The organism is Pseudomonas sp. F8002, assembly GCF_013385495.1.
GTDB lineage: Bacteria > Pseudomonadota > Gammaproteobacteria > Pseudomonadales > Pseudomonadaceae > Aquipseudomonas.
In genome coordinates this window covers 1-15,914 of sequence record NZ_JACAPW010000013.1, presented here as the reverse complement: position 1 = coordinate 15,914, position 15,914 = coordinate 1, and the positions used below count along the sequence as shown (strand labels likewise).

15 protein-coding genes are annotated in these 15,914 nt (G+C 62.1%); 12 read left to right on the top strand and 3 right to left on the bottom strand.

What is annotated here, in order from left to right; all coding sequences use genetic code 11:
* Positions 1-36: 36 nt before the first annotated feature.
* Both HX811_RS11015 and preA read left to right on the top strand, forming a co-directional pair.
* Positions 37-1,404, top strand: coding sequence for an NAD(P)-dependent oxidoreductase (locus HX811_RS11015; RefSeq protein WP_087694481.1), 1,368 nt, complete (start codon positions 37-39; stop codon positions 1,402-1,404).
* Positions 1,404-2,678 (top strand): NAD-dependent dihydropyrimidine dehydrogenase subunit PreA, encoded by a 1,275-nt coding sequence (gene preA, locus HX811_RS11010; RefSeq protein ID WP_003207829.1) that lies wholly within the window; start codon positions 1,404-1,406, stop codon positions 2,676-2,678. Before HX811_RS11015 ends, preA begins: the two co-directional genes overlap by 1 nt.
* A 119-nt stretch (positions 2,679-2,797) precedes the next feature.
* On the opposite strand, the gene HX811_RS11005 is transcribed toward preA, so the two are convergent.
* Entirely contained in the window at positions 2,798-3,418 is a 621-nt protein-coding gene (locus HX811_RS11005) for a TetR/AcrR family transcriptional regulator (protein WP_003207828.1), read from the bottom strand.
* 144 nt (positions 3,419-3,562) lie between these two features.
* Here HX811_RS11005 and HX811_RS11000 point away from each other — a divergent pair, with 144 nt between their 5' ends.
* The 10 genes from HX811_RS11000 to HX811_RS10955 all read left to right on the top strand — a co-directional run bounded on the left by HX811_RS11000 (position 3,563) and on the right by HX811_RS10955 (position 12,698).
* On the top strand, positions 3,563-4,006 hold the full coding sequence (locus HX811_RS11000) for a GNAT family N-acetyltransferase (RefSeq protein ID WP_003207827.1): 444 nt from the start codon (positions 3,563-3,565) through the stop codon (positions 4,004-4,006).
* A gap of 23 nt (positions 4,007-4,029) precedes the next feature.
* Positions 4,030-4,395: a copper homeostasis periplasmic binding protein CopC gene (copC, locus tag HX811_RS10995; RefSeq protein WP_003207825.1), complete on the top strand. Its 366-nt coding sequence runs from the start codon at positions 4,030-4,032 to the stop codon at positions 4,393-4,395.
* Between the two features lie 3 nt (positions 4,396-4,398).
* Positions 4,399-5,256 carry a copper homeostasis membrane protein CopD gene (gene copD / locus HX811_RS10990; RefSeq protein ID WP_177045912.1) on the top strand — a complete coding sequence of 286 codons (858 nt, stop codon included), beginning with the start codon at positions 4,399-4,401 and terminating at the stop codon, positions 5,254-5,256.
* Positions 5,257-5,404: 148 nt separating this feature from the next.
* Positions 5,405-6,673, top strand: a complete 1,269-nt coding sequence (locus HX811_RS10985; protein WP_177045910.1) for an OprD family porin — start codon at positions 5,405-5,407, stop codon at positions 6,671-6,673.
* A gap of 324 nt (positions 6,674-6,997) precedes the next feature.
* A complete protein-coding gene (locus HX811_RS10980) occupies positions 6,998-7,819 on the top strand; it encodes an NAD(P)-dependent oxidoreductase (RefSeq protein WP_003207819.1) in 822 nt (273 codons plus the stop codon).
* Between the two features lie 30 nt (positions 7,820-7,849).
* A complete protein-coding gene (locus tag HX811_RS10975; RefSeq protein WP_003207816.1) occupies positions 7,850-8,725 on the top strand; it encodes an SMP-30/gluconolactonase/LRE family protein in 876 nt (291 codons plus the stop codon).
* Positions 8,726-8,776: 51 nt separating this feature from the next.
* Positions 8,777-9,748, top strand: coding sequence for a TRAP transporter substrate-binding protein (locus tag HX811_RS10970; protein ID WP_177045908.1), 972 nt, complete (start codon positions 8,777-8,779; stop codon positions 9,746-9,748).
* Positions 9,749-9,815: 67 nt separating this feature from the next.
* Complete coding sequence (locus HX811_RS10965) at positions 9,816-10,343, top strand: TRAP transporter small permease (protein WP_003207813.1); 528 nt, start codon at positions 9,816-9,818, stop codon at positions 10,341-10,343.
* Positions 10,344-11,624, top strand: coding sequence for a TRAP transporter large permease (locus tag HX811_RS10960; RefSeq protein WP_003207810.1), 1,281 nt, complete (start codon positions 10,344-10,346; stop codon positions 11,622-11,624).
* 213 nt (positions 11,625-11,837) lie between these two features.
* Complete coding sequence (locus HX811_RS10955; protein WP_177045906.1) at positions 11,838-12,698, top strand: aldose 1-epimerase; 861 nt, start codon at positions 11,838-11,840, stop codon at positions 12,696-12,698.
* A gap of 123 nt (positions 12,699-12,821) precedes the next feature.
* On the opposite strand, the gene HX811_RS10950 is transcribed toward HX811_RS10955, so the two are convergent.
* Both HX811_RS10950 and HX811_RS10945 read right to left on the bottom strand, forming a co-directional pair.
* Complete coding sequence (locus HX811_RS10950; protein ID WP_003207807.1) at positions 12,822-13,967, bottom strand: HlyD family secretion protein; 1,146 nt, start codon at positions 13,965-13,967, stop codon at positions 12,822-12,824.
* Positions 13,964-15,622, bottom strand: a complete 1,659-nt coding sequence (locus tag HX811_RS10945; protein ID WP_003207803.1) for an MFS transporter — start codon at positions 15,620-15,622, stop codon at positions 13,964-13,966. Before HX811_RS10945 ends, HX811_RS10950 begins: the two co-directional genes overlap by 4 nt.
* Positions 15,623-15,914 lie beyond the last annotated feature (292 nt).

Sequence of the window (15,914 nt, the reverse complement as noted above, 5' to 3'; positions counted from 1 at the left end):
CAGAGGCAGCACCTCAAAAACCGTGAGGCCAATACCGTGATCCAGACCCTGAACCATCTTCCCCACCCCCATGAAGATGCGGCGGCCCTCGCCGCGCATTTCACCGACCTGGCGCCGCCGCTCAATGCCCGGCAAGCCCAACTGGAAGCCTCGCGCTGCCTCTACTGCTACGACGCGCCGTGCGTCAACGCGTGCCCCAGCGAGATCGATATCCCGTCGTTCATCCGCAATATCCACACGGAGAACGTCCAGGGCGCCGCGCAGAAGATTCTCTCGGCGAATATCCTCGGCGGCAGTTGCGCCCGGGTCTGCCCGACGGAAATCCTCTGCCAGCAAGCCTGCGTGCGCAACAACGCCGAGGAATGCGCCCCGGTGCTGATCGGCCTGTTGCAGCGCTACGCGGTGGACAACGCGCACTTCAGCGAACACCCGTTCCAGCGCGCCGCGCCCACTGGCAAACGCATCGCGGTGGTCGGCGCCGGGCCTGCGGGGTTGTCCTGCGCCCATCGCAGCGCCTTGCACGGCCATGACGTGGTGATTTTCGAAGCCCGGGAAAAAGCCGGCGGCCTGAATGAATACGGGATCGCCAAATACAAGCTGGTGGATGACTTCGCGCAAAAGGAACTGGATTTCCTCCTGCAAATTGGCGGCATCGAGATCCGTCACGGCCAGCGCCTGGGCGACAACCTGACCTTGAGCGAACTGCACCAGCAGTTCGATGCAGTGTTCCTCGGCCTTGGCCTGGCTGCCAGCAAACAGCTCGGCCTGCCACACGAAGACGCCCCCGGCCTGCTCGCCGCCACCGACTACATCCGTGAACTGCGCCAGGCCGACGACCTCAGTCAACTGCCCCTGGCCGACCGTTGCATCGTGCTCGGCGCCGGCAACACGGCCATCGACATGGCGGTGCAAATGGCCCGCCTCGGTGCCCGTGACGTCAACCTGGTGTATCGCCGTGGCCTGGCTGAAATGGGCGCCACCGGCCATGAGCAGGACATCGCCAAGGCCAACCAGGTACGCCTGCTGACCTGGGCCCAGCCCGAAGAAGTGTTGCTCGACGACCAGGGCCATGTGCGCGGCATGCGTTTCGCCCGTACACGCATGGTCGATGGCCGCCTGCAAGCCACCGGCGAGACCTTCGAACTGGCCGCCGACGCGATCTTCAAGGCCATCGGCCAAGGCTTCGACGACGAGGCGCTGCACGACCCGCTGGCCCACCAACTGCAACGCCAGGGCGATCGTATCTTCGTCAACGAACAGCTGCGCACCAGCATCCCCGGTGTGTACGCCGGCGGCGATTGCGTCAGCCTCGGCCAGGACCTCACCGTCCAGGCCGTGCAACACGGCAAGCTGGCCGCGCAAGCCATGCACGCTCAACTCATGCTGAATGTGGAGGCTGCGTAATGGCCGATCTCTCGATTGTATTCGCCGGTATCAAAGCCCCCAATCCGTTCTGGCTGGCCTCCGCGCCGCCTACCGACAAGGCCTACAACGTGGTCCGCGCCTTTGAAGCAGGCTGGGGCGGAGTGGTCTGGAAAACCCTCGGCGAAGACCCGGCAGCGGTCAACGTCTCATCGCGCTACTCGGCGCACTTTGGCGCCAACCGTGAAGTGCTCGGCATCAACAATATCGAGCTGATTACCGACCGCTCCCTGGAGATCAACCTGCGGGAAATCACTCAGGTGAAAAAGGACTGGCCGGACCGCGCTCTGATCGTGTCATTGATGGTGCCGTGTGTTGAGGAGTCGTGGAAACACATCCTGCCACTGGTGGAAGCCACCGGCTGCGACGGCATCGAGCTGAACTTCGGCTGCCCCCACGGCATGCCGGAACGCGGCATGGGCGCGGCGGTGGGCCAGGTGCCGGAGTATGTGGAACAGGTGACGCGCTGGTGCAAGACCTATTGCTCGCTGCCGGTGATCGTCAAGCTCACGCCGAACATCACCGACATTCGCGTGGCGGCGCGGGCAGCGTATCGCGGGGGCGCGGATGCGGTGTCGCTGATCAACACCATCAACTCAATCACCAGTGTCGACCTGGAGCGCATGGTCGCCCTGCCGATGGTCGGCACCCAAAGCACCCACGGGGGTTACTGCGGCTCGGCGGTGAAACCGATTGCGCTGAACATGGTGGCGGAGATTGCCCGGGACCCACAGACACAAGGCTTGCCGATCTGCGGGATTGGCGGGATTGGCAACTGGCGCGATGCAGCGGAATTCGTCGCGCTGGGCTGCGGCGCGGTGCAGGTGTGCACGGCGGCGATGCTGCATGGGTTTCGGATTGTCGAAGAAATGAAGGACGGGCTGTCGCGGTGGATGGACAGCCAGGGTTACAGCAGCCTGCAGGAATTTTCCGGGCGGGCGGTGGGCAATACGACGGATTGGAAGTACCTGGATATCAATTACCAGGTGATCGCCAAAATTGACCAGGCGGCATGTATTGGCTGTGGGCGTTGCCATATTGCCTGTGAAGACACGTCGCACCAGGCGATTGCCAGCTTGAAGCAGGCGGATGGGACGCATAAATACGAGGTGATCGATGATGAGTGCGTGGGGTGCAACCTGTGCCAGATCACCTGCCCGGTGGCGGACTGTATCGAGATGGTGCCGGTGGATACCGGGAAGCCGTTTTTGAACTGGACGCAGGATCCGAGGAACCCCTACCGCGAGGCGGTGTAGCCTGAATGATCGTTCCCACGCTCCGCGTGGGAATGCATCCGTTGACGCTCCGCGTCACGACCTTAAGAGCGGACGCAGAGCGTCCAGGGCGGCACTCCCACGCGGAGCGTGGGAACGATCTAGGGCTCCAACCCGATCCCCCGCAGGATCACACTCGTCACCGTCTGCACCGCCCGCTCAAACTGCATGTCCGACAACGGCTGATGGTCATTCAGGATCTTCACCTGATGATCAAAGTCGGCATAGTGCTGGGTCGACGCCCAGATCATATACAGCAGGCTCGACGGCTCCACCGGCAAAATCCGCTTGTCCTCCACCCACTGGCGAATCTTCGCTTCCTTCATCTTGGCCCAGTCATACAGGCTCACATCCAGCGCCTCCCCCAGGGTTGGCGCGCCGTGGATGATTTCATTCGCCCAGACTTTCGAACCATAAGGCCGGCTGCGGGAATGTTGCATCTTGGCGCGGATGTAGCTACTGAGCACCACCCGCGGGTCGTCGAACATCTCGAAGCACAAGGCGTCCTGCTTCCACACCTCCAGCAGGTCGAACAACACCGCGCTGTACAGCTCGCTCTTGGTACTGAAGTAGTAATGCAGGTTGGAGCGCGGCAGTTGCACTTCTTCAGCGATGTCGGCCATGGCGGTGCTGCCATAGCCCTTCTCGGCGAAGACCTTTTCAGCCGCCAGCAGAATCTTTTCGACGTTGACCCGACGAATACCGATCTTGTGATTGCCCATAAGGGCTCCCTGACAACAACATGGGTTCAAGACTACCATCCGCTCTAGATCGCGGCGACACGCCACTGTGAAACTTCGTACAAGAACCTTCCCCGTCGATAGCGGATTGGTTAGCATCGCCATCCCCTCGAAGGATCATCCCCCATGACTATTCGACAGCGAAGCGCGTGCGACGACCCGGTGCTGGGTGCACTGTGGGAACGCTCGGTGCGCGCCACCCATGACTTTCTCAGCGAAGACGACATCCAGCGCCTGCTGCCCCTGGTACGCGACTGCTACCTGCCGATGCCCGCACTTGAAGTGTGGGTGTACGAAGATACCCAAGGCATTGGCGGCTTCGTCGGCACCGGCGGCAATAATGTCGAGATGCTGTTTATCGACCCGAACCGACGCGGCCAGGGCATCGGTCGCCAGTTGCTGGACTTCGTCCGCGCCCGCCACGACACCCTGCGGGTCGACGTGAACGAGCAGAATCCACAGGCCGTGGGTTTCTACCTGCACTATGGTTTTATCCAGACCGGCCGCTCGCCCGTCGATGGCGAAGGCAAGCCCTTCCCCTTGTTGCACATGGCACTACCGAACGACTGACTCTCACCTGAAGGTATTGAACAATGTTGATCAAGAAGACCCTCACCACCGTTGCCCTGCTCGCTTCCCTGCTGGGCGCCTCGGCCGCGTTTGCCCACGCCCACCTGAAAAGCTCGGAGCCTGCCGCCGACAGCAGCGTCGCCGCGCCCAAGGACCTGCGCCTGACGTTCAGCGAAGGCGTTGAAGCGACCTTCACCAAGGTATCCCTGAGCAAGGACGGCACCGAAGTCGCGATCAAGGGCCTGGAAACCCCGGACGCCGACAAGAAAGTATTGGTGGTGACACCGGCCGCACCCTTGGCCGCCGGCACCTACAAAGTGGTGTGGAACGCGGTCTCGGTGGATACCCACAAGAGCAACGGTGAATACAGCTTCAAGGTCGGCCAATAATCCATGGCCACCCTGCTGGTGCTGTGCCGTTTCCTGCATTTCATCGTCGTGCTGTTGATGTTCGGGGCCTGTGTGTTCAGGCCCTGGCTGCTGGGCGCGGGACCGCAACCGGTGCTGGACCGCCAACTGTCGCGCATCACCCAAGGGTTGGCGTGGCTGGCATTGGTGTCGGGGGTGGCGTGGCTGCTGTTGATCAGCGCGAGCATGGCCGGTGTCGGGCTGGGCGCGCTGGAATGGTCGACCGTGCAGTTGGTGCTGGGCAAAACCTTCTTCGGCCAGGTCTGGACCTGGCACTTGCTACTGAACGTGCTGCTGGTTCTGGGCCTGATGACGCCGTGGAAGGAGTTGCGCCTGCCGCTCTGTGCATTGCTGCTGGCGACACTGGCACCGGTGGGCCATGGCGCCATGCTCAATGGCATGGCCGGACAGTTGCTGATCCTCAATCAGGTGGTGCACCTGGTGTGTGTCGGTGCCTGGCTGGGCGGCCTGCTCCTGCTGGTGTTGATCCTCAGGCAATCGCCCCGCTATCCGTTGGAACCGATCCTCAAGCGCTTCAGTGGCATCGGTTATGGCCTGGTGACAGGGCTGCTGGTGACCGGATTGATCAACGTGCGGGTGCTCACCGGGCAGTTCTGGCCGACGCCCTTGTTCACAGGGTTCGCCCTGATCCTGTTGATCAAGGTGCTGCTGGTGTTCGGCATGCTCGCCCTGGCGCTGCTGAACCGCCTGCGGATTCACAACTGTGAGCAGCGGCTGCCTGCCTTGAAGGCCAGCGTGATGATTGAATGGTTACTAGGTGTTTCAGCGGTAGCCGCCGTTTCGCTGCTTGGCACCTTGCCGCCCATGGTTGCAGCGGGATAACTCCTTCCCCCCTGACTCCTTTCACGCAGGGAGTCATCGTATAACTTTCGATTGACATCCCCCTGAAACCTCGCAAATATCGCCCTCAATGTTGTACGACAACGTATAACAAAAAATAAAAACAACAAAAAGACAAGGGAGCGTCACTGTGAGCCAACACGTCCGCCATTTCTCCGGCACCACCCGTTTTGCCGCCATCGGTTTGAGCAGCCTGGCCTTTACCCTCCCCGCCACCGCCTCGGCAGAAGGCTTCATCGATGACGCCACCGCCACGCTCAACCTGCGCAACGCCTACTTCAACCGCAACTTCACCAACCCCGCCTACCCCCAGGGCAAGGCTGAGGAGTGGACGCAAAACTTCATTCTCGATGCCAGGTCCGGCTTCACCCAAGGCACCGTCGGTTTCGGCCTGGACGTGCTGGGCCTGTACTCGCAGAAACTCGACGGCGGCAAAGGTACCGCCGGCACCCAACTGCTGCCGACCCGCAGCGATGGCCGCCCTGCCGATAACTTCGGGCGCCTGGGCGTGGCGCTGAAAACCAAGCTGTCGAACACCGAATTGAAAGTCGGCGAATGGATGCCGGTACTGCCGATCCTGCGCTCGGATGACGGCCGCTCACTGCCGCAAACGTTCCGCGGCGGCCAGGTAACGTCCAGGGAAATCGCCGGCCTGACCTTGTATGGCGGCCAGTTTCGCGGCAACAGCCCGCGCAACGACGCGAGCATGGATGACATGTTTCTCAACGGCAAAGCCGCATTCACCTCGGACCGCTTCAACTTCGGCGGCGGCGAATACACCTTCAACGACAAGCGCACCCAGGTTGGCGTGTGGTACGCCGAACTCAGTGACATCTACCAGCAACAGTATTTCAACCTCACCCACAGCCAGCCCGTGGGCGACTGGACGCTGGGCGCCAACCTCGGGTTCTTCACCGGCAAGGAAGACGGCAAGGCCCTGGCCGGCGACCTCGACAACAAAACCGCGTTCGCCCTGCTCTCGGCCAAATACAAAGGCAACAGCTTCTATATCGGCCTGCAGAAACTCAGCGGCGACAGCGCCTGGATGCGGGTCAACGGCACCAGCGGCGGCACCCTGGCCAACGACAGCTACAACGCCAGCTACGACAACGCCAAGGAAAAATCCTGGCAGGTGCGGCACGACTTCAACTTCGTGGTAATGGGCATTCCCGGGTTGACCATGATGAACCGCTACATCAGTGGCGATAACGTGCACACCGGGGCGATCACCAATGGCAAGGAGTGGGGCCGTGAGTCGGAGCTGGCCTACACGGTACAAAGCGGTCCACTGCGGGACCTGAATGTGCGCTGGCGCAACGCAACGATGCGCCGGGATTTCAGTACCAACGAGTTTGATGAGAACCGGATATTCATCAGTTACCCGCTGTCGTTGTTATAGCGGTTTACAAACAACCGGAAAGGCTTTTGTGGCGGGGGAGGTTGCTGTGGGGAGGTAGATTGCTGTGGCGAGGGAGCTTGCTCCCGCTGGAGTGCGAAGCGCTCCCAAGATTTTGGGGCCGCTGCGCAGCCCAGCGGGAGCAAGCTCCCTCGCCACAGCAAGCTCCCTCGCCACAGTAAGCCCTCTTGCCACAGCAAGCTCCCTCGCCACAGGACAGCGATGAGCCTCTATCAACTTCGACCAATAGTGCGTTGACAAGTGTAGGAAACCCTAAGGATACTTCGGATCAGTCATACGACAACCTACAACAATAACGGGATCACCATGACCACCACAACCGCCCCTACCCCGTTCAACCGCTTGCTGCTCACCGGTGCCGCCGGTGGCCTGGGCAAAGTCTTGCGCGAACGCCTGCGTCCTTACGCCAAGGTACTGCGCCTGTCGGATATCGCCGACATGGCCCCGGCCGCTGACGACAGCGAAGAAGTATTGCCTTGCGATCTTTCCGACAAACAAGCCGTGCACCAACTGGTGGAAGGCGTCGATGCGATCCTGCATTTCGGCGGCGTATCGGTGGAACGCTCGTTCGAGGAAGTGCTGGGCGCGAACATCTGCGGGATCTTCCACATCTATGAAGCGGCGCGTCGCCATGGGGTCAAGCGCGTCATCTTCGCCAGCTCCAACCACGTGATCGGCTTCTACAAGCAGGACGAAGCCCTCGACGCCCACTCCCCGCGCCGCCCCGACAGTTACTACGGGCTGTCCAAATCCTACGGCGAGGACATGGCCAGTTTCTACTTCGATCGCTACGGCATCGAGACCGTCAGCATCCGCATCGGCTCCTCGTTCCCGGAACCCCAGAACCGCCGGATGATGCACACCTGGCTGAGCTTCGACGACCTCACCCAACTGCTCGAACGCTCGCTGTACACACCGAATGTCGGGCATACCGTGGTCTACGGCATGTCGGATAACCTCGATGTGTGGTGGGACAACCGCTTCGCCGCGCACCTGGGCTTCACCCCGCGGGACTCTTCCGAAGTATTCCGCAAACAGGTGGAAGCCCAGCCGATGCCCGCTGCCGACGACCCGGCGCGGGTGTACCAGGGTGGCGCGTTTTGCGCCGCCGGCCCGTTCGGTGACTGACCACAGACCAACCCAAGGGAATGAGTGGCCATGCAAGCAGAACTGATTGTCGACGCCCGCAACGCCGTGGGTGAATGCCCGGTGTGGGTACCCGGGGAAAACGCCCTGTACTGGGTGGATATTCCCACAGGCGAACTGCAACGCTGGAACGCCACCAGCGGCCAGGCGCAGGCCTGGAAAGCTCCGCAGATGCTCGCCTGCATCGCCCGCACCTCGGCGGGCGATTGGGTTGCGGGCATGCAAACCGGGTTTTTCCGGCTGACGCCCCACAACGATGGCAGGCTCGACACTGCGCCCCTGGCCAGCGTCGAGCACGCCCGCCCGGACATGCGCCTGAACGATGGCCGCTGTGATCGCCAGGGCCGGTTCTGGGCCGGCAGCATGGTGCTGAACATGGCCGAGAATGCGGCCGACGGTGCACTGTACCGCTACGAAACAGGCCGGGCGGTTCACACCGCACTCAACGGTTTCATCACCCCCAACGGCCTGGCCTTCAGCCCGGACGGGCGCACGATGTACCTCTCGGATTCGCACCCGTTGGTCCAGCAGGTCTGGGCCTTCGACTACGACATCGACAGCGGCACGCCGTCCAATCGGCGGCTGTTTGTGGATATGCACCAGTTCCTCGGCCGCCCCGACGGAGCCGCCGTGGATGCCGAAGGTTGCTACTGGATCTGCGCCAACGATGCCGGGCTGGTCCACCGCTTTACCCCCGACGGCCGTCTCGACCGCTCACTGGCCGTGCCGGTGAAAAAACCCACCATGTGCGCCTTCGGTGGCAGCCGCCTGGACACCCTGTTCGTCACCTCGATCCGCGACGACCACAGTGCCCAGTCGCTGGCCGGCGGCGTGTTTGCCCTCAACCCCGGGGTCACCGGATTGCCGGAGCCCACCTTCATCCTCTAGCTGCATCGCTGTGCCTTGAATAAAACAATAACAAGACTGGAGAGACACCCCATGGACTTCAAACGCACTTTGCTCCTCGCCGCACTCCCCTTCACCTTCGTCTTCGCCGGTGCCGCCCACGCGCTGGAAATCAAATTCGCCGACATCCACCCCGCCGGCTACCCCACCGTCGTCGCCGAAGAACAGCTGGGTAAAACCCTGGTGGCCCAAAGCAACGGCGGCCTGACCTTCAAGATGTTCCCCGGCGGCGTGCTGGGCTCGGAAAAGGAAGTGGTGGAACAGGCCCAGGTCGGCGCGATCCAGATGGCCCGGGTCAGCCTCGGCATCGTCGGCCCGGTGGTGCCGGACGTGAACGTGTTCAACATGCCGTTCGTGTTCCGCGACCAGGTGCATATGCGCAAGGTCATCGACGGCGAGATCGGCGATGAAATCCTCGCCAAGATCACCGACTCCGAATTCAACCTGGTGGCGCTCGCCTGGATGGACGGCGGCACGCGCAACCTCTACACCAAGAAACCGGTGCGCAAGATCGAAGACCTCAAGGGCATGAAGATCCGCGTGCAGGGCAACCCGATCTTCATCGAAACCATCAACGCCATGGGCGGCAACGGCATTGCCATGGACACCGGCGAGATCTTCAGCGCCCTGCAGACCGGCGTGATTGACGGCGCGGAAAACAACCCGCCCACCCTGCTGGAACACAACCACTACCAGAACGCCAAGTTCTACAGCCTGACCGGCCACCTGATTCTGCCCGAGCCCATCGTGATGTCGAAAATCACCTGGAACAAGCTCACCCCCGAGCAACAGGTGCTGGTGAAGAACACCGCCAAAGCCGCGCAGATCCAGGAGCGCGAGCTGTGGGACGCCAAGTCTGCCAGCAGTGAAGCCAAGCTCAAGGCCGCCGGTGTGGAGTTCATCGACATCGACAAGAAACCGTTCTATGAGGCCACCGCTTCGATCCGCGACAAGTACGGCGCGCCCTACGCCGACCTGATCAAGCGCATCGAAGCCGTCGAGTAACCCTCCTTCCCTTCATAGATAAGGCCCGGCGCGGTCGGCATCGACGCGCCCGGTTACGGTGAACGCCATGAAGAATTTACTGCTGCGCATCAACGACCGCATTTACATGAGCTGCATCTGGATCGCCGGCCTCGCCGTTCTCGGCGTCGCGCTGATCATTCCCTGGGGCATCTTCGCCCGCTACGTGCTCGGCACCGGCTCCAGCTGGCCGGAGCCCACCGCCATCCTGCTGATGCTGGTGTTCACCTTTGTCGGCGCCGCCGCCAGTTACCGCGCCGGGGCGCACATGTCGGTGGCCATGGTCACCGACCGCCTGCCGCCCGGCCAACGCCGAATCGTCGGCATCGTCTCACAATTGCTGATGGCAACCATCTGCCTGTTCATGACGATCTGGGGCAGCAAATTGTGCCTGTCGACCTGGAACCAGTTCATGAGCGCCATGCCGACCTTGCGGGTGGGCATCACCTATATGCCGATCCCGATCGGTGGCTTGCTGACCCTGGTTTTTGTGCTGGAAAAACTCCTGCTGGGTGACCAGAGCAACCGTCGGGTCGTGCGCTTCGACCTGGTTGAAGAAAGTGAAGGGGCTGCCTGAATGGACGCATTGATTCTGTTGGGCAGCTTTATCGCCCTGATCCTGATTGGCATGCCGGTGGCCTACGCCCTGGGGCTTTCTGCGCTGATCGGCGCGTGGTGGATCGACATTCCGTTCCAGGCCCTGATGATTCAGGTGGCCGGCGGGGTGAACAAGTTTTCGCTGATGGCGATTCCGTTCTTCGTGCTGGCCGGGGCGATCATGGCCGAGGGCGGCATGTCGCGCCGGCTGGTGGCGTTTGCCGGGGTGCTGGTGGGGTTTGTGCGCGGCGGCCTGTCCCTGGTGAACATCATGGCCTCGACGTTTTTTGGCGCGATCTCCGGCTCGTCGGTGGCCGATACGGCGTCTGTCGGTTCGGTGCTGATTCCGGAAATGGAACGCCAGGGCTATCCGCGCGAATTCGCCACCGCCGTCACCGTGAGCGGCTCGGTGCAAGCCTTGCTGACGCCTCCCAGCCACAACTCGGTGCTCTACTCCCTGGCGGCTGGCGGCACCGTGTCCATCGCCTCGCTGTTCATGGCCGGCGTGGTCCCGGGCCTGCTGATGAGCGCCTGCCTGATGGTGCTGTGCCTGATCTTCGCGAAAAAGCGCAACTACCCCAAAGGCGAAGTGATCCCCCTGAAACAGGCACTGAAAATCTGCGCCGATGCACTGTGGGGCCTGATGGCCATGGTGATCATTCTTGGCGGGATTCTGTCGGGCATCTTCACCGCCACCGAGTCGGCGGCGATTGCGGTGTTGTGGGCGTTCTTCGTGACCATGTTCATCTACCGCGACTACAAATGGAGCGAGCTGCCCAAGCTGATGCACCGCACGGTACGCACGATCTCCATCGTGATGATCCTGATCGCGTTCGCCGCCAGCTTCGGCTACATCATGACCCTGATGCAGATCCCGGCGAAGATCACCACGATGTTCCTGACCCTGTCGGACAACCGCTACGTGATCCTGATGTGCATCAACGCCATGCTGCTGTTGCTGGGCACGGTGATGGACATGGCGCCGCTGATTTTGATCCTCACGCCGATTTTGCTGCCGGTGATCCTGGGGATTGGCGTCGACCCGGTGCACTTCGGCATGATCATGCTGGTGAACCTGGGGATCGGCCTGATCACCCCGCCGGTGGGTGCGGTGTTGTTTGTGGGGGCGGCGGTGGGCAAAGTCAGCATCGAGAAGACCGTGAAGGCGTTGCTGCCGTTTTATGGCGTGCTGTTTTTGGTGCTGATGGCCGTGACCTACATTCCGGCGTTGTCGTTGTGGTTGCCGGGGTTGGTGTTATAAGCCCCACACTGCGTGTAGCGAGGGAGCTATTGTGGAGAGGGAGCTGCTGTGGCAAGGGAGCTTGGTGTGGAGAGGGAGCTTTCTGTGGCGAGGGAGCTTGCTCCCGCTGGAGTGCGAAGCGCTCCCGCTTTTTTTGGGGCCGCTCCGCAGCCCATCGGGAGCAAGCTCCCTCGCCACACAAGCATTCATCATTCAATAGGTCTGCTGACACTCATGATGCTTGAACTCGAAGACAGCCTGACCCACCTGACGCTGGCGCCAGCGTTGGGCGGGAGTATCGTCAACTGGACAGTACGCAGCAGCGGCCAGCCGTTGCTACGCCACACCGATCAACAGGCGCTGGCCAGCGGCCTGCCGGGGAAGCTTGCGTGCTTCCCGCTGGCGCCCTGGTCGAACCGGGTTGCCGACGGTGGCTTTGATAACCCATCAGGGTGGTTGGGACTTGAGCCCAACAGCCCGCTGGACCCGCTGCCAATTCATGGCAGTGCCTGGCAACAGGTGTGGCAGGTGGTCAGCCAGACGTCAGACGAAGTGGTGTTGCAACTGGACAGCAGCACACCCTTTGCGTATCGCGCCGAGCAGCGGGTTCAGTTGAAGGGCGGCAAGTTGAGCATCACCTTGCGCGTCACCCATCTGGCGGAAAAAGCGGCGTGGCACGGGCTGGGATTGCATCCGTATCTGCCCCGCAGGCCGGGCACGCAATTGCAGGCCAAGGCTTCGCAGGTATGGATGAGTGATGCGGCGAAATTGCCGACAGGGCTGGCTGCCGTACCCGCCGAGTGGGATTTTCAACACCCAGAATCGTTGCCCCAGACACTGGTGGACAACGGCTTTTGCCCGTGGGATGGGCGCTGCGTCATCCAGCAGCCAGACCTGGGTTACACCCTGGAATGCCAGGCCACCGGCAGCGACTACTACCTGCTGTATTGCCCGCCGGGGCTGGATTTTTTCTGCTTCGAGCCGGTGAGTCATCCGGTGAATGCCCATCACCTGCCGGGTAGGCCGGGGTTGAAGCTGTTGGAACAAGGCCAGTCGGCAGAACTCAGTTTCAGCCTGCAATACACAACCCTCTAACAACACAAAACCCATGTGGGAGCGGGCTTGCTCACGAATGCGGTGGATCAGTCAACACATCTGCGACTGACACTCCGCATTCGCGAGCAAGCCCGCTCCCACATTTTTGATCTCCATTGTGTCTTAGGGAGGGGTGTTTTTCAGGCGCCCCGCCGTGTCGATACTCACCACCACCGACAACCCCGGTCGCAGCCGTTCACTCTGCTCCTGCCCCGGATCCACGGTAATCCGCACCGGCACCCGCTGGGCGATCTTGACGAAGTTGCCGGTAGCATTGTCCGCCTGCAACAGGCTGAACTCCGACCCGGTCGCCGGGGAAATGCGCTGCACCGTGCCGTGAAACTTGCGGTGGTCCAGGGCATCCACGGTAAAGGTCACCGGCTGGCCAACCTGCACGTTGTCCATCTGGGTTTCTTTCATGTTGGCGATCACCCACAGCTGGTTCGGCACCAGCGCCATCAACTGCGCGCCGCTGTTGACGTAGGCCCCGAGGCGCACGCCAATCTGGCCCAGTTGCCCGTCACGCGGGGCGATGATCCGGGTGTTCGACAGGTCGATACGCGCCAGCTCCACTGCCGCATCGGCACTGGCCACCGCCGCCTCCAGCGAACCGCGATTGACGATCACTGTCTGCAAATCCTGCCGGGCGATTTCCAGGTTGGCCTGGGCCTGGGCCACGGCCGCGATGGTTTGCGCATTGGCGGCGCGGGTCACGTCCAGCTCGCGTTTGGACACCGACCCATCGCTGATCAACTCCTCATTGCGGCGCAAATCCGCGGTGCTTTTGCGGGCCTGGGCCTGGCTGTCCATCAAGGCCGCCTGGCGCAGCTTGATGGTCGCCTCGGCGCTGTTGCGTTGCTGCACCACATTGGCCAGGGACGCCTGCTGCACCGCCAGTTGCGCCTGGGCCTGATCAAGGCGCTGCTTGTAGATACGGTCATCGAGGCGCACCAGCAAATCCCCGGCCTTGACGTACTGGAAGTCCGTCACCGGCACTTCATACACGTAGCCGCTGAGCTGCGGCCCGATGATCGTCACCTGGCCGCGCACCAGGGCGTTTTCGGTGGTTTCCACGGCGCTGCTGAAGGGCGGCAACTGCCAGGCGTAGAGCACGATCAGCACGCCGATAATCGCAATCGCGGCAAAGCCCATGGAAGAGATGATGCGCACCCGCAAGGAGCGCGGTTCGGTGGCCGGCATGCTCGGCGGCGCGGTGCCTTCCGGCGTGGAAGCGATGGCGTTGGTGGTGGTCGTGGTCGGTTCGGTCATGAAGAAAGTGCGCCGCTGGGTTGAACGGGAGGCGCTGCACTGGCGGCAGCTTTAGTGGTACTCATCAGCCAGAGGCTGCGGATAAAGATCCAGATCATGGTGAGTATGGCGATGATCGCGATCAGCATGAACACATCGTTGTAGGCCATCACATTCGCCTCGCGGGTGGCGGCCGTGGCCAGGCTGCGAATGCCCATGAGGTTGCGCAACTCGGGGTCGGCGATCACCCCGCCATAGGCCGAGCCGCCGCTGGCAACACGCGCCGCCACACGCGGGTCGAGCAAGGTCAGGTGTTCGACGATCATGCTGGAATGGAATTTTTCCCGCACGATCTGGAACGTACCGAGCAATGCCGCGCCGATGAGGCCGCCGAGGTTCTGGCAGATCCCGAACAGCACCGAGAAACTCACCAGGTTCCTGGGGTTGGTCAGTACGTTCTTCGTGCCCAGGACCATGGTCGGCCCGAGGAAGAACGTGCCGCCAAAGCCTAGCAGGAACTGGCTGATGTACATGTTTTGCGGACGCGTGAGGTTGCTGGAGAAACTATCCATCACCGAGCCCACTGCCATGAAGGCCAGGGAGATGATCAGCGGCATCAGCAAATGCGCGGGGTTGATGGTCAGCGCGCTCACGGCCAGGCCGGCAATCGCCCCCGCCAGCATCACCCAATACAGCGTACGCATCTGCTCGTTGCTCATGTTCAGCATCTGCATGAAGCCCACGGCGCCGGTGGACTGCTCCGAGAGCACCATGCGAATCAGCACCACCGCCAACGCCAGGCGAATCATCGCCCCGCTGCCCAGCCAACGGGTCATCAGCAACGGGTTCGAGCGGTTATGTTCGATGGCCAGGCCGGCCATGATCAGCACCAGCGAGCAGGCCGAGGCGATACCGATCCACGGCGCTTCCAGCCACCAGTCGATACGGCCCAGGGACAGCACCGCGCAGAGCAAGGCGACGCCGGTGGCGAGGATGGCGAAGGTCAGGAAGTCGAGTTTTTCGAAGGTCTTGAAGCGGTCGCCCGGTGGCAGCTTGAGCAGGAACACACAGCCCAGGCAGGTCAGCGCCATGCCCAGTTCGAACAGGTACAGGCCGCGCCATTCGGCGATTTGCAGCAGGTCTTCGGAGAACAGTCGGGCCAGGGGCAACGCCAATTGCGCGGTGCCCAGGCCGAGCACCAGGGCTTTCATCCGCCACTTTGCGGGAAAGGCCTGGATCATGTAGTAAAGGCCCAGGGAACTGAGGGCGGCGCCGACCATGCCGTGGGCCGCGCGTACGGCGATGGCCGAGCTGAGGTCGTTGACGAACAGGTGGCCGAAGGTGACCAGGGCGTAGAGCACCAGGAACACTTCGGTGAACGCACGCAGGCCGAATTGCTGACGGAATTTTACCAGCAGCAGGTTCATGGAGACGTTGGTCATGACGTAGGCGGCGGGGAGCCAGGCCATCTCGGCCGTCGTCGCGCCCAGGGCGCCCTGGAGGTACACAAGGTTGGCGATCACCAGCGAATTGCCGAGGCCACCGGTGATTGCCACGAGTACGCCGACGAGGGCGTAGGCCCAGCGCTTGCGGGTGGAATGCAGCGGCGTCGACGGCGAGCCCGGCAGGCTCGGGCGCTCGTGGGGCTGCCAGGTGTGGGGGGTGTATTTGTCCATTCGGTGGCCTTGATGACCGGCGTTTGGGGCCGGTGGAACGGTTACTCAGGGAGTAGTAAACCTGAGTGGAGTTCAACTTGCCATCTTGGGAGGGATTTGGGCGGTTGGGGTGCATATCCGTTGCTGCGGTAACGGCTGCTTATGGTTCCGCTCTTACAGCGGCTCACTTTTGAACAGCGCAAAAGTAAGCAAAACGCTCTTGCCCCACCACTCGGCACCTCGCCTAGGCTCGGTGTGCCCTCACTCCGGCTTTGGACCGTGGGCCGCCGTCATGGGCCATCCTTGGCCCAGG